This is a genomic window from Couchioplanes caeruleus, from assembly GCF_003751945.1.
Classification (GTDB): Bacteria; Actinomycetota; Actinomycetes; order Mycobacteriales; family Micromonosporaceae; genus Actinoplanes; species Actinoplanes caeruleus.
Genome location: NZ_RJKL01000001.1, coordinates 5,984,553 through 5,997,569 on the forward strand (window position 1 = coordinate 5,984,553; position 13,017 = coordinate 5,997,569).

The 13,017-nt window shown below is 70.3% G+C and carries 11 protein-coding genes and 1 pseudogene; 5 read left to right on the top strand and 7 right to left on the bottom strand.

Features of this window, described 5'->3' with window-relative positions; translation table 11 throughout:
* Positions 1–136: 136 nt before the first annotated feature.
* A pseudogene (locus EDD30_RS26870) lies at positions 137–556 on the top strand (M23 family metallopeptidase); the annotation flags it as partial.
* 50 nt (positions 557–606) lie between these two features.
* Here the strand turns inward: EDD30_RS26870 and EDD30_RS26875 are convergent.
* Positions 607–1,794, bottom strand: a complete 1,188-nt coding sequence (locus EDD30_RS26875) for an aminotransferase class V-fold PLP-dependent enzyme (RefSeq protein ID WP_071809073.1) — start codon at positions 1,792–1,794, stop codon at positions 607–609.
* Positions 1,795–1,965: 171 nt separating this feature from the next.
* On the bottom strand, positions 1,966–2,883 hold the full coding sequence (locus EDD30_RS26880; RefSeq protein WP_071809022.1) for a tyrosine recombinase XerC: 918 nt from the start codon (positions 2,881–2,883) through the stop codon (positions 1,966–1,968).
* 72 nt (positions 2,884–2,955) lie between these two features.
* Between EDD30_RS26880 and EDD30_RS26885 the strand changes: the two genes are divergently transcribed.
* Positions 2,956–3,417 carry a pyridoxamine 5'-phosphate oxidase family protein gene (locus EDD30_RS26885; RefSeq protein ID WP_071809023.1) on the top strand — a complete coding sequence of 154 codons (462 nt, stop codon included), beginning with the start codon at positions 2,956–2,958 and terminating at the stop codon, positions 3,415–3,417.
* Between the two features lie 222 nt (positions 3,418–3,639).
* On the opposite strand, the gene EDD30_RS26890 is transcribed toward EDD30_RS26885, so the two are convergent.
* Entirely contained in the window at positions 3,640–4,362 is a 723-nt protein-coding gene (locus EDD30_RS26890) for an aspartate/glutamate racemase family protein (RefSeq protein WP_071809024.1), read from the bottom strand.
* A gap of 567 nt (positions 4,363–4,929) precedes the next feature.
* Between EDD30_RS26890 and EDD30_RS38445 the strand changes: the two genes are divergently transcribed.
* Together EDD30_RS38445 and EDD30_RS26895 are read left to right on the top strand one after the other, a co-directional pair.
* Complete coding sequence (locus EDD30_RS38445; protein ID WP_143162999.1) at positions 4,930–5,124, top strand: hypothetical protein; 195 nt, start codon at positions 4,930–4,932, stop codon at positions 5,122–5,124.
* Positions 5,125–5,143: 19 nt separating this feature from the next.
* Positions 5,144–5,785 carry a class I SAM-dependent methyltransferase gene (locus EDD30_RS26895; RefSeq protein WP_071809025.1) on the top strand — a complete coding sequence of 214 codons (642 nt, stop codon included), beginning with the start codon at positions 5,144–5,146 and terminating at the stop codon, positions 5,783–5,785.
* 385 nt (positions 5,786–6,170) lie between these two features.
* Here the strand turns inward: EDD30_RS26895 and EDD30_RS26900 are convergent, their stop codons facing one another.
* Entirely contained in the window at positions 6,171–6,575 is a 405-nt protein-coding gene (locus EDD30_RS26900; RefSeq protein WP_071809026.1) for a winged helix-turn-helix domain-containing protein, read from the bottom strand.
* Between the two features lie 2,301 nt (positions 6,576–8,876).
* Here EDD30_RS26900 and EDD30_RS26910 point away from each other — a divergent pair.
* Positions 8,877–9,062, top strand: coding sequence for a DNA-binding protein (locus EDD30_RS26910; protein ID WP_071809027.1), 186 nt, complete (start codon positions 8,877–8,879; stop codon positions 9,060–9,062).
* A 558-nt stretch (positions 9,063–9,620) separates the two neighbouring features.
* On the opposite strand, the gene EDD30_RS26915 is transcribed toward EDD30_RS26910, so the two are convergent.
* From EDD30_RS26915 to EDD30_RS26925, 3 genes are read right to left on the bottom strand one after another with little or no spacing between them, the layout of a single operon-like run.
* A complete protein-coding gene (locus EDD30_RS26915) occupies positions 9,621–10,901 on the bottom strand; it encodes a DNA-processing protein DprA (protein WP_084557540.1) in 1,281 nt (426 codons plus the stop codon).
* Positions 10,879–12,417 carry a YifB family Mg chelatase-like AAA ATPase gene (locus tag EDD30_RS26920; RefSeq protein ID WP_071809028.1) on the bottom strand — a complete coding sequence of 513 codons (1,539 nt, stop codon included), beginning with the start codon at positions 12,415–12,417 and terminating at the stop codon, positions 10,879–10,881. Before EDD30_RS26920 ends, EDD30_RS26915 begins: the two co-directional genes overlap by 23 nt.
* Positions 12,418–12,777, bottom strand: a complete 360-nt coding sequence (locus EDD30_RS26925) for a YraN family protein (protein WP_071809077.1) — start codon at positions 12,775–12,777, stop codon at positions 12,418–12,420.
* Between the last annotated feature and the right edge of the window lie 240 nt (positions 12,778–13,017).

The following is a 13,017-nucleotide window of genomic DNA, read 5'->3' on the forward strand; positions in this document are numbered from 1 at the left end:
CGACGGCCGCGGCCGTCCCACGGGTTGACCCTTTTCCACAGGAGTTCGCTTTTCCACAGGCGGTTCTGCGGCGGCCGGCTGATCCCGGCACTATGCCGGCATGGCTTCGCTGGTCGTGTTCCTGCTCTCCCTGCCGTTGCTCCCCTGGCCGGTCTTTCATTGGCCGGTCCCGGGCGCCGCGATCGTTCGTCGCTTCGATCCGCCACCACAACCCTGGCTGGCCGGTCACCGCGGCGTGGATCTCGCCGCCGCGCCGTCCGCACCCGTCCGCTCCGCCGGGGCCGGCACCGTCGTCTTCGCCGGCAGGGTCGCCGAGCGGGGGGTCGTGAGCGTCGCCCATCCCGGCGGCCTGCGCACGACCTACGAACCGCTGACGGTGACGTCGCTGCGGGTGGGCGATCCGGTCACCGCCGGGCAGGAGATCGGGCGGCTCGCGCCGGGCCACCCGGGCTGCCCGGCCCCGGCGTGCCTGCACTGGGGCCTGCGCCGCGGCGACGACTATCTGGACCCGCTGACCCTGCTGGGCCTCGGTCGAGTGCGCCTGCTCCCGCTGTGATGCCGCTGTCCGGCTCTTCGTCGCCTTGCCTCAGGCGGCCGTCCTGCGCTCTATCGCAGACCGCTCAGGAGCTCCGGGAGGTGCTGGGCGAAGCGATCGTATTCCTCCGCGCGGTTGTAGACCTGAGCGCTCAGCCGCAGCCATCCACGGCCGCCCCACGCGTTCACCGCCACCTCGGTCGCCAGCTTCTCCGCGATGTGCTGGCGCAGGGCGTGCGCCTCGGGATACGTCGTGGCGACGCCCGGCGGGAGCGGGAGCACGCGCATCGAGGCCTCGGCGGCGCCGGGGTCCGGCAGGTCGGTGGGCGAGAGGCCGAGGGCGGCACCCACCACCCGCTGACCGTACGCGGCCAGCGCCGCATTATGACTCCGCACGGTGTCCACGCCGAGGGTGCGCAACATGAACAGCCCGGTGGGGGCGGAGAGCCACGACGTGTAGTCCACCGTGCCGTGGAACTCCACACACAGCGGGAAGCCGGCCTCCTGCTCCCACGAGACGACCAACGGTTCCATCCGGCGCCGCCAGGGCTGGGCCACGACCAGCAGGGCGGTGCCTCGGGGCGCGTACGCCCACTTGTGCAGATTCCCGACCCAGAAATCGGCGCCGATCCGGTCGACCTCGACCGGAAGCATCCCCGGCACATGGGCGGCGTCGACGAGCACCGGGATGTCGTGCTCGCGAGCGGCGGCCACGACCTCCCGTACGGGCAGCACCTTGGCGGTGGGCGAGGTGAGCTGGTCGACGATCAGCAGCTTCGTCCGTCCCGGCCGCAGCGCACTCCGGATCCGCGACACGACCTCCGCATCCCCGGCGTCGACCGGCAGCGCGACGGTCCGCGCGGTGGCGCCGTCCCGCCGGCACTGCCGCCGGGTGGCCAGGGCGTTCGCCCCGTATCCGTGATCGGTCAGCAGCACCTCGTCACCGGGCTGCAACCGCACCGACTGCAGCACCAGGGAGACGCCGGAGGTGGTGTTGGGCACGAGAGCACTGCCCTCGGGGTCGGCGCCGAGGAACTGGGCCACATGACGTCGGGTATGGACGATGCGATCGGTGAGCCCGGGCGGCGCGAAGAAGGCCATGGGGTTGCGCTCGGTCTCGTCCCGCAGCCGCTGTTGGGCCCGCTGCACGCTGATCGGCACGGCACCGAACGAGCCATGATTGAGGTAGGCGGTGGCGGCATCGAGCGAGAAGAGGAGCCGCGCTCCCGGAATGGGCGGGGGCGGATCTCCGGCGCTCACGCTGCGATCGTACGTCACCATGGGTTGCCGGGGTGCGGTGATCAAAGACGGCAGCGGGATCCCTGCCGCCGTACGCGGGAGGCGGGTCGCGGCGTCTCACGTGCGGCATGGGCCTGGCCGAAACGGCCACCGTGTTCCCGCTCTGCCCCGCGGCAGTAGCGAGGACGCCCGTTAAGCGCGGGGATGGGCCTGGTCGAAGGCGGCGCGGAGACGTTCCGTCGATACGTGGGTGTAGATCTGCGTGCTCGACAGCGACGCGTGCCCCAGCAGCTCCTGGACCGCGCGCAGGTCGGCGCCTCCGTCCAGCAGGTGGGTTGCCGCCGAGTGGCGCAGGTCGTGCGGGCTGGTGTGGGGCAGGCCGGCCGCCCGGGCCGCGGCGTCGACGATGCGGCGTACCACGGTGGGCTGCAACCGGCCGCCACGAGCGCCGAGGAACAGGGCGTCGCCGCTGCCTGCGTGGGCCAGCGTCGGACGTCCGTCCCGCAGCCAGTCGTCGAGGGCGCGCTGCGCCGGCACGCCGTAGGGAACAGCCCGCTCCTTGTTGCCCTTGCCCAGGACGCGGACCACGCGGCGTGCTTCGTCCACGTCGGTGCGGTCCAGGCCGCAGAGCTCGCTCACCCGTACGCCAGTGGCATAGAGGAGCTCGAGCACCGCTCGGTCGCGTACGCCATGCGGATCGGTCGCGGTCACGACCAGGTCCGCCGCCTGATCGGCGCGCAACACCGACGGGAGATCGCGATGCGCGCGGGGGCTGGCGAGCTGCGCGCCCACGTCGGCCGCGCACAGCCCGGAGCGATGCGCCCACGCGGTGAACGTGCGTGCCGCGGCCGCCCGCCGCGCCTGCGAGGTGCGCGCGGCGCCGCCGGACATCCGCTGCGCGAGCCATCCGCGGAGAACCCCGAGGTCCAGGTCGCCGGGGGAGGAGCACCCTCGCTGCGCGGCATGGTCGAGCAGAGAGACGACATCACCGACATATGCCCGTACGGTGTGGACCGAGCGGTTGTCGACCCGGGCCAGATGCAGGCCGAAGTCGTCCACGGCCTGGCGCAGAGCCGGAGGCAGCGCCTCGTGAACATCGCGGGTGTTCATCGGTCCATCATTCCGCGTCCGGTCCACGCGAGCGCGGCGGAAGTTGTCGGGCCCAAGCTCTAGGGTCGAACCATGGCGAGTTGGCAGGAGATAGAGAAGGACAGCCCGGCGTTCGCCGCCAAGGTCAAGGCCCGCTTCGAGGCGGGCACCAACAAAACCATCGCGACCCTGCGCCGCGATGGTTCTCCCCGCATCAGCGGCACCGAGCTCGGCTTCGACGCCGGCGAGATCACCTTCGGCTCGATGAGCGGCTCGATGAAACTCCTCGACGTCCGCCGCGACCCCCGCATCGCGATCCACAGCCCCACGCTCGAGCCCCCGCCCGACCATCCGGAGCGGTGGCCGGGCGACGCCAAGCTCGCGGGCACCGCTGTGGAGATGCCGGTGCCGGCGGACAGCCCGTTCCCGGATTCGGGCTACTTCCGGGTGGATGTGCGGGAGGTGTCCCTGACCTACGTGGGCGACCCGGCGGACCATCTGGTGATCGAGTCCTGGGACACGGAGCACGGCTACCGCCGCCGCACCCGTAAGTGAGCCCGCAGAGCCATCCCGTCCGGCCGCGGGGAGGCAGCCGGCGGCCCTCCGCTAAGAAGGCAGTCTCCCGTTCGGTGGCGGACTCCCCGTTCGGTGGTTGCCCACTCGGCGGCGGACTTCGCGTTCGGTGCGGACTCTGTTCGGTCGTGGACTTGTTCTTTCGCGATTCCCGTTCGGGCTTGCCATCCGTCGTCTCTGGCCACCATTTAGGGTTTTGCGGAATCAGTCTGCGGCGAGCCTGAGGTGCGTGGTCCGGCCCTGCAGCGCAGCGTTGACGGCGGCTTGGACGTGCAGCCGGGAGGTCGGGAAGACGGGAACGGGGCTGTCGGCGGGCGAGATCAGCAGTTCGATCTCGGTGCAGCCGAGGATGACGCCCTGCGCGCCGGACTGGACGAGGCGGTCGATGACCTGTCGGTAGGTCTGTCGGGATGTCTCGCGGACGTCGCCGAGGCACAGCTCGTCATAGATGACGCGGTGTACCTCGGCGCGGTCGCGTGGTTCGGGGATGATCACGCGCAGGCCCCGGCGGGCGAGCCGATCGCGGTAGAAATCCTGTTCCATGGTGAAGGCGGTGCCGAGCAGTCCCACCGTGTGCAGGCCGGCACCGGTGACCGCGTCGGCGGTCGCGTCGGCCAGATGCAGCAGCGGTATGGTGACGGCGGCCTGCACCTGGTCGGCGACCTTGTGCATGGTGTTGGTGCACAACAGCAACAGGTCGGCGCCGGCGGCCTGCACCGCGGCGGCGGCCTGGCCAAGCAGGCGACCAGCTTGTTCCCACTGCCCGCTGCTCTGCAGGTGCTCAATCTCGGCGAAGTCGACGGAGTACAGCACGCACCGTGCCGAATGCAGGCCGCCGAGGCGGTCCCGGACCAGTTCGTTGGCCAACCGGTAATAGTGGGCGCTGGACTCCCAGCTCATCCCACCCAGCAACCCGATCGTGAGCATGGGTCCTTCTTACCATCGGCGCCCGCGACTAGCGGTGGCTCGAGTAGGTCCAAGACTTCTTCGCGATCACGTGTCAACGAGCGACATGGGGAGCCGAAACTCGCCCGTAGATGGGGCCACCACTCGGCCGCGCGATTCCCCGAGGCCCAGCCGTACGTTGCGCTCCTGTGTGACGAGACGGTCCAGCAGCTACTGCCGCACCTTGCGAGAGACGTTCACGCAGATCGGCCTGGCCCTCGACAGATCGCCCGGCACCTGAACTGGGGACGGCACACCGTCCAGCGCTACGCCCGCGCCGCTACCTGGCAAGAGATGATCGTCGGGCAGAAACCACGCCCGAGCAGCCTCGACCCCCGTTCACGGCTCACCTTCTGCGGCGCATCAGCGAAGGCTGCCTCAAAGCCACCGTCCTGCACGGCGAGGTCACCGCCCGGAGCTTCACCGGCGGCTACGGCATCGTCTGCGCTTTCGTCGAGCACCACCGCACCCGCCCGGATCCGAGCGCGGTGGTCAAACCGCCGTCGGTCCGCGAGGTGACCGGCTGGATCTGCCGCCACCCCGATCACCTTGTCGAGCGGGACACCGTACGGGCTCCGAGCCCTTCTCGACCACTGTCCAGAACTGGACACCGCAGCCGACCTCGTGCGCTCGTTCGCCGACATGCTGACCAACCTGCACGGAGGCCAACTCGGCACCTGGATCGCCGCCGCTCAGCAGGCAGCACTGCCCGGCCTCACGGGGTTCGCAGGTCCGAAGACCTAAGGGCAAATATAGTCACGCGGTGAACTTGGAGCAGGTGCGGGACGCGTATGCCTCCGTGACAGGCCTTTACATCGAGCTGTTTGGCACGATCCAACAGGTACATGCCGATGACCTAGCCTTCATCGGACGGCATCTGTCGATTCAGCCTGGCGAAGTGCTTGATGCGGGCTGCGGACCTGGCCACATCACCGACCATCTTCGGTCGCTCGGCATCAATGCGATGGGGATCGATATCGTTCCCGAGTTCATCGCTCACGCGAAGGCGGCCCACCCGACCGGTGAGTACCAACTCGGGTCGATGAAACGTCTCGACGTCGAGAGTCATACCATCGCCGGCATCTTGGCCTGGTTCTCGTTGATCCATCTACCGCCGCAGGAGCTCGACGGAGTGCTCGCCGAGTTCCGGCGGGTGATGACACCAGCCGGCACGTTGGTGGTCGGCTTCTTCGACGGCGCCGAGGCCAGCCGCTTCGATCACAAAGTCGTGACTGCCTATCGCTGGCCCGTCGACGAGTTCTCCGAGCGGTTGATGCAGGCCGGCTTCACAGAGGTCGAGCGCCTGCATCGACCCGGCGATGGCACTCATCGGCCGTACGCCGCGATCGCGGCGGTCATGCGCCAGGAGCGAGCGGAGCCAACAGGTACCCGCACTTGCAGGTAGGACATCTGCAGAATGACGGCGCCCCCCGCTCGCCTCCACACTCCGTGGGCCAGAACCCACCACTCGTTGATGGCAGCCAGGCGGGTGACTTCCGGTAGCGCTGGGGCGTCGTCGGCGTCTCGCCGTTGGGCGGGTGGGTCTGCACCGCGGCCGTGCTGGGCGCTGTCGGTGTGTCGCCGATGGGCCATGGGGTCTTCTGGCCGTGCTGGGCGCTGTCGGTGAGTCGCCGCTTGGCGATCGGGCCTATCTGGCCTCGCTGGGCGTCGTCGGTGTCTCGTTGGCGGCTGACCGTTCCGCTACGCCGGCGCCTTTCCGATCCTGCGGCTGGCAGTCGAGGCGGAAGTGCAGTGCCACTTGTGGTAGATCCCGCGAAGCGGGACGTCCGTCAGGGGCGCGTCAGTTGGACCCGGTCGGCGGGGTGCACCGTGACCGTGCCGTCGGTCGCCGTGACGACCAGGACGGGCACGCCCTCGCCGAGGCGGTAGGTGCGGCGTTCCGCGTCGGTGGGCATGCGCGCTCCGGCCTTCTCGCCGCGGCCCAGGGTCACGATCTCCATCGGCTCAGGCACGCGCACGAACGTCCCTCGAGGACGGTCGACCGTGACGAGGCCCTCGGTGCGGAGTTGGCCGATCGCCTGCCGGACCGTCGTGCGGCTGATGCCGTACTCCTGGGCGAGGCGCAGTTCGCTCGGCAACGGCTCGCCCGGCGCGAGGTCGCCCGACTCGATCTGGCTGCGCAGCAGATCGGCGAGCTGGCGGAACACCGCGCGGTCGGCCGAGGGATCGATCATGACAGACACCGTACGTGGTCACGATGCTCCATAATATTGTACGTACGAAGGAACGTCGGTATGATCCTCGTGCCACGCTGAGAAGGCCGAGCTTGATCGCGTGGCGAGCGGCGGTCGGCGGTCCCCCAAGGTCCCGGCCGCCGTCTGCCCTTCACTGTTGCGTCAACCAGGGATGGCTGTGTCGACCTTCGACGGAGATCCGCAGCATCCACCCGCCGAGCCACCTACCGGAGCGGACCCGCTGATCTGGCGCCTGGCCTATGGCCTGTACCACGATCACCGGTCCCGCGAGGATGGTTTCTGCACCGCATGCCGGAGCTGCTGGCCCTGCGACCCGCACAATCTCGCCCGCCACGGACTGACCGCGGCTCTCCGGCGAGGGAACCCCGCGGCTGCTCCGCACGCACGCGCATTGCGAGCCAGACGCCGCCAGGGAAACGCCGGCACCCACTACTGATCGCCCGTCTCGTCGTTGCCCGGCGAATCCCGCGGAGGCGCGTCGCCCGACGTCTCTCCCGGAGGCGTGCCATCGTGTGCTGCTTGCGAAGGCATGTCCTCGTGCGTCGACGGCGGGAGTCCGTCGTTCGGCGCACTGCCCGGAGGCGTGCCATCGTGTGCTGCTTGCGAAGGCACTGCATCGGGCCCGGTTCCGCCGGTCGTGCGAGGAACCCACCCCAGAAACCGCTGCCAGAGATCGGCTGGCGGCAGCCCGCCGAGAGCCGTCAAATCTTGGGCCGCAATGGACATGTACGAGGACAAGTACAGCGTCAACAATGTGGGAGCGTGCGCGAACTCGGCGATGAGTTCCGCCTTCGCCTGTGCGCAGGGCCACGGCTGTGCGCACGCCGCACAGTCCCATCGAGGCGGGCTGCCCAGATGCTCGATCGGTGGCCATGCCGGGTAGGGATGGCTTACCACGGGCGGCCCCGATGCATCCCCCGCAGCCAGGTGCGTTGGGGCAACGTCGAGAGGACGCGCCTGAGTAGTAGAGAGAAATGGTCACTGTGTTCGCTCTCTGAATCTGCGGCACGATGCGTGCCGGTGGGTGTCATGCGCGGCCCTGATTCGCACGGAAGGCCTGCGCCGGCGTGAGTGCACCCGCCCTGCCGATCTGGTCAAAGGCCACCGTGGGCCCCGCCCAGCCCGGTACGGCGCCACTTCCTGCGGTTTCGTGCAGCGGCGGGGCCGTGCCCGTAGGGCCGTGCTGATATCGATGTTCCGTGGGCGAACGCGCGTTCGCCGAAGCCCCGACGTCATGGCCCGGTGTGGAAGGACGTGGCACGGACCACTGGGCGGGAACTGAGAACCGTCCGGTCCCTGGCGGAAGGCGTCCGGTCTCGGGCGGAAGGCGTCCGGTCTCGGGCGGAAGGCGTCCGGTCTCGGGCGGAAGGCGAGCGGTTCCGGGTGGGAGGCGGCTGGTGCCGGTCGCGGAAGTCCCGTGTTGCGCTTCGTCCGCATCGGAAACGGCTGTTGGGCGGATCCTGCTTCTCGGGCGCACCTCCTCGTTGAAGAGATGCCGAACCGGTTGTACATCCTCACGCGGCGCCCAGTTCGTCGGCTGTGCCTCTTCGCTCCGCGAGACATCCGCTCCGGCTCGAAGGCGGTCGGGCCCGAAAGGCGCGCGGACCGCGGATGCGGAGCGGTCCGCTCCGGGGCTTGGGCTTTCGTCGGCCGAGACCTCATTTGTCAAGTGCCCTAGTCGCGTCGGTTCCGGCGCGAGAGGGGCAGAGGTTCGCTGGGAATGGCCGCCCTGGGGTGAGGCTCTACTCATGAAGGCGTAGTGCGGTTGTAACTCGTCCGTGGACGGATGATCCGTCGGCGGATAGGCGCCTGGTGTCGGCGGATATGCGGATGCCGCGTGCGAAGAAGCGTCGGGTGGACGTCTCTGGAACTCGCGCGCTGGTGATGGATGCGAGGGTCGACCGTTGCGCCAGGTGGCGTCGGCCCGGGGTGGCTCAGGGGCGGAGACCGCGAGCCACCCGACATCCCGGTTCGCTGTGTCGTTCTCGCGAGTACCAAGATTGTCGCGAGTCCGAGGGTCATCGCGGGTCCGAGAATCGCCGGGATTTCGCGCCGTGCCGAAGGGGCAGGAAGCCTGGTGGCCGCATACGCAACGTCGCCACAGGCTGCGCCATTGGCGTCTGTGGGAGCTGGGGTGCGGAGCCGGATCTGGGCTTCGCCCGCGTGGGGTTGTCATGCCGTCACTGTAGTTGACCCGTAACAACCTGTCCTAGAACAAGTTGACCCATGACTAATAGTCATGCGCCTACGGTCGATCATGTGGCTAAGTCGATCCGACTCATGGGTGCGCACGAGATCCGCGTCCGTCTGGGCGGGGTGAGCCGGCAGCGGGCATACCAGATCACCAGCAGGGCCGACTTCCCCGCGCCGATCGCGGATCTCGCGCAGGGCAAGGTCTGGCTGACCGAGGATGTGGAGGCGTGGATGAAGGTTCATCGGCGCGACCTCGACGACACCGAAGGCTAGGTCGGCCTCGCTTCCTCGCAGGGCACCGAGGGCTCTCGGCCTCGCTGTCCCGCGTGGAGCGCGGCCGCCGACGCAACGCGACTCGCGGCACCGCCCGTGAACGAGCGCGCGCGGGCCAGCCCGTGAACGAGCGCGCGGACATGCAGCATGAACGGGTGCGCAGACCCCGGGAACGAGCCCCGGGCACCGAGCGTGAAGGTGCCGCGAGGTCGGCGAGCGAACACGCGCCAGCGCACGCCGAGACGCTCCGCCCCGACCCGCTCGGTGCTGCCAAGCCGGCACCGAGGAAGGTTCGACGCTTGGCGCGGTACTCCCGCGTCGCCGGACGCGGCGGAGGCCGGGCCGAACTCGACGCGGCGAGGCCGGCGGAACTCGACGCGGCGAGGCCGGCGGAACTCGACGCGGGGGATCCTGCGCCCGGGTGCAGGGGACGCCTTCGACACCGGGCGCGAAAGGCTCTGCCACGCCAGCACGGGCCTCTTCGACACGATGCGCGAATGGGTTCTGCGAGCCAGCGCCGAGGGACTTGTGCACCAGTGCGCGGGGAACGCGCCGGTGTTACGCCGGGAAGCGTGTCCGTGGCGGCGTGTCGGTGCGGGCGACCGGTGTCCTGGCCAACGCCGCCAGTGCGATGCCGCCGTCCCGGCGTACCACCAGACCTTTGATCTCCAAGAGTGACAGCCGCCGCAGCACTGTGCGCAGCCCCAGACCCGCCCTTGCTGCCAGTTGCTCGGGACCCGCGATCCCGCGGCGCGGCACCGCCTCCAGCACCAGGGCCGATTCCTCGTCGAGGCCGTCGCGGACGTGGTCACCGCCCCGAGCCGGCTCCGCCAGGTATTCGCCGATCCGGCCGACCTCGTCGAGTACGTGCGCGACGCCCGTCACCAGGCGCGCCTGCGGATATCGGCGCAACAGTTCGTGACAGCCGACGGACATCGCCGAGGTGACCGGGCCGGGTACGACCATCGCGCGCCGGTTCAGGGCCACCACGCGGCTCATCGTCTGCACGGCGCCGCTGCGGGCCGCCGCCTCGGCCACCACCGTGCCGGCCGTGGCCGCGGCGATCACGCGGTTGCGGATCAGGAACCGGTGCCTGAGCGGCTCCGCGCCCGGCGGCCACTCGCTCATCAACAACCCACTCTCCGCGATCTGCTCGAACAGCGCGGCATTGCCCACCGGGTACGGACGATCGACGCCGCACGCCAGCACCGCGACCGTGAACCCGCCCGCGGCCAGCGTCGCCCGGTGCGCGGCGGCGTCGATCCCGAACGCCCCGCCGGAGACCACCGTCCACTCCTGCTCGGCGAGGCCATAGGCGATGTCCGCGGTCACGTGCAACCCGTACGGCGTGGCTGCTCGAGCCCCGACGACCGCCACCGACCGCTCGAACGCGTCGCCCAACGGCCGTGAGCCACGCACCCAGAGACACAGTGGAGGCCGGACGTCCCGGCTGATCCGGCCTCCGACGTCCAGTTCGAGCGTCGCCAGCGACTGCACCCCGGTGGGCCATTCGTCGTCGGACGGCACGACCACCCGGGCACCGAGCCGCTGCGCGCGGCGCAGGGCGTACTCGGCGACCCGCCGCGGGTCTCCTGAGCTCGATCGCGAGGCCACAGCCGCACGCAGCGAGGCCTCGGGTATGTCGCCGCCGATCAGCCGATCGAGGGTCTCCTCGGCGCCATGGGCCTGCACGAGCTGCCAGACGATCCGGTTGCCGGGCTCGGCCAGCCAGGTGAGCGCGACCCGGGCCAGCCGGTCCCCCTCACCGCTGAGCCGGCCGGCCTCACCGCTCGGTCTGTCGTCGTTTCCCTGCCGCTCAACTCCGGGCGTGACGATCATGTGCTTCTCCCATCCTCAATTGAGCGGCCTCGTCCACGTCGGACCCGTTCGGTCTGTCCCGGCCGTCCAGATCCGCGATCGACCAGGCCAGCCGCAAGGTGCGGTCGAAGCCGCGGGCCGACAGCGAGCCCCTTTCCAGCCCGTTGCGCAGTGCCCGGGTGTCCTGGGGTGGCAGGCGCCAGGGCGGGCGGCGGAGCTGCGGCCCCGGCACCTCGGCGTTGACCCGCCAGCCCCGGTCGGACCAGCGCGCCGCCGCGGCGGCGCGGGCTCTCGCGACCCGGACCGCCACCCGGGCGGACGACTCGGCCGGGGTCTCCGGCGTCATGAGCTGGGCGACGCCGAGCGGCTCGAGCTTGATGTGGATGTCGATGCGGTCCATCAGCGGACCGGAGAGTCTGCCGAGGTAGCGGCGGCGGGCGATCGCCGAGCACTGGCAATGCTGATCTCCGGCCGGGTTGGCGCAGGGGCAGGGGTTCGCGGCCAGGACGATCTGGACCTGGGCCGGATACTCCGTCGTGCCGCGCGCACGGGCGAGGACGACGCGGCCGCTCTCGAGCGGTTGTCGCAGGGCCTGCAGTGTGGCCTGCGCGAACTCGGGCGCCTCGTCGAGGAACAAGAGGCCGCGGTGGGCGAGCGAGATCGCACCGGGCCGCGCCAGGCCTGCGCCCCCGCCGACCAGGGCCGCCAGGCTGGCGCTGTGGTGTGGTGCCTGGAACGGGGGGCGCCTGATCAAGGTGCCGCCGGGTGGGAGGACGCCCGCAATGGATTGCAGGGCGGTCACTTCCAGGGCCGACGCGTCGTCCAGCTCGGGCAGGATCGAGGGCAGGCGCTCCGCCAGCATCGTCTTCCCGGCGCCCGGCGGTCCCACCATGGCTACGTGGTGACCTCCGGCGGCGGCGACCTCGATCGCATAACGGCCCAGCTCCTGGCCAGCCACGTCCGCCATGTCGGGGCCGTCGACGACGGGCGCGGCCTGGCGGGGAGGGAGATCCGGGAGGGGTTTCTCGCCCTTGATGAAGGCGACGAGCCGATGCAGCGAATCCACCGGCCCGACAGTGATGCCGGGTACGGCGGCGGCCTCCCGGGCGTTGCCCACCGGCACGACCACGCGGGTGATGCCCGCCTCGACGGCCGCCGTGACCATCGGAAGGACTCCGCGGACGCGGCGGACTGTGCCGTCCAGGCCGAGCTCGCCCAGCACGACGACACCCTCCATCGGCGCGAGTGGCAGCTCCCCGGCACTCGCCAGAAGCGCGCACGCGATCGCCAGGTCGAAGGCGCTGCCGTACTTGGGTAACGCGGCGGGGAGGAGGTTGACGGTGATGCGCCGGTTGGGCCAGACCTGTCCGGAGTTGACCAGGGCGGCACGGACCCGGTCGCGCGCCTCGCTCAGCGCCGTGTCCGGCAGCCCGGTCAGCACCACGGCGGGCAGGCCCTGGGAGAGGTCGGCCTCGACCTCGACGAGGTGACCGCGCACGCCGACGAGGCCGACGCAGAGCACTTTTGCGTAGCTCATTCAGAACGCCGCGCGGAGGTGCTCGATCCGGGTCGCGCCCCTGGACTGTGGTGTGACCGCCACCACGTCGAAGCGGACCTCTCGTGGTCGCAGGGTGCTCTGCGCCAGCCAGCGGGACGCGAGTTTCCTCAGCCGTTGGACCTTGGTGCGGTCGACGGCCTCCGCCGGGCTTCCGTACGCGTCGCCGCGCCGGGTTTTCACCTCGCAGAACACGACGTCCTCGCCGTCGCGGAGGATCAGGTCGACTTCGCCGTCGTCGCAGCGCCAGTTGCGGGCCAGGACGACCAGGCCCTGATCGCTCAGGTGGCGTTCCGCGAGGCGTTCGCCGTACGCGCCGACCGCCTGTCTCTGCTTCGTCATGGCCGCCACCCTGGCCCGGGGGAGACGGAATCGCCTACCGGCGCTGTGGACGGTACAGAAATGTGGATAACGCCCAAGCGCGGTGCAGCCGTGGTAGACGGCCCGCAAATCGGGCCCGGACCAGCCCGGGAGCGAGCACCCCGGCGCACGGCGTATGCTTGTCGGCGGCGACCGCCCTGCGCGGTCGACCTCGCGCGCCCTCTGCCGCTGCTGTGAATCGATCAGTGCCATGTTCGATCA

Excerpts from the sequence above, each read along its gene's own strand:
- EDD30_RS26880 (WP_071809022.1), bottom strand. The coding sequence starts at position 2,883 with ATGAACACCCGCGATGTTCACGAGGCGCTGCCTCCGGCTCTGCGCCAG.
- EDD30_RS26910 (WP_071809027.1), top strand. The coding sequence starts at position 8,877 with ATGGGTGCGCACGAGATCCGCGTCCGTCTGGGCGGGGTGAGCCGGCAG.
- EDD30_RS26890 (WP_071809024.1), bottom strand. The coding sequence starts at position 4,362 with ATGCTCACGATCGGGTTGCTGGGTGGGATGAGCTGGGAGTCCAGCGCC.
- EDD30_RS26920 (WP_071809028.1), bottom strand. The coding sequence starts at position 12,417 with ATGAGCTACGCAAAAGTGCTCTGCGTCGGCCTCGTCGGCGTGCGCGGT.
- EDD30_RS26915 (WP_084557540.1), bottom strand. The coding sequence starts at position 10,901 with ATGATCGTCACGCCCGGAGTTGAGCGGCAGGGAAACGACGACAGACCG.
- EDD30_RS26925 (WP_071809077.1), bottom strand. The coding sequence starts at position 12,777 with ATGACGAAGCAGAGACAGGCGGTCGGCGCGTACGGCGAACGCCTCGCG.
- EDD30_RS26885 (WP_071809023.1), top strand. The coding sequence starts at position 2,956 with ATGGCGAGTTGGCAGGAGATAGAGAAGGACAGCCCGGCGTTCGCCGCC.
- EDD30_RS26900 (WP_071809026.1), bottom strand. The coding sequence starts at position 6,575 with ATGATCGATCCCTCGGCCGACCGCGCGGTGTTCCGCCAGCTCGCCGAT.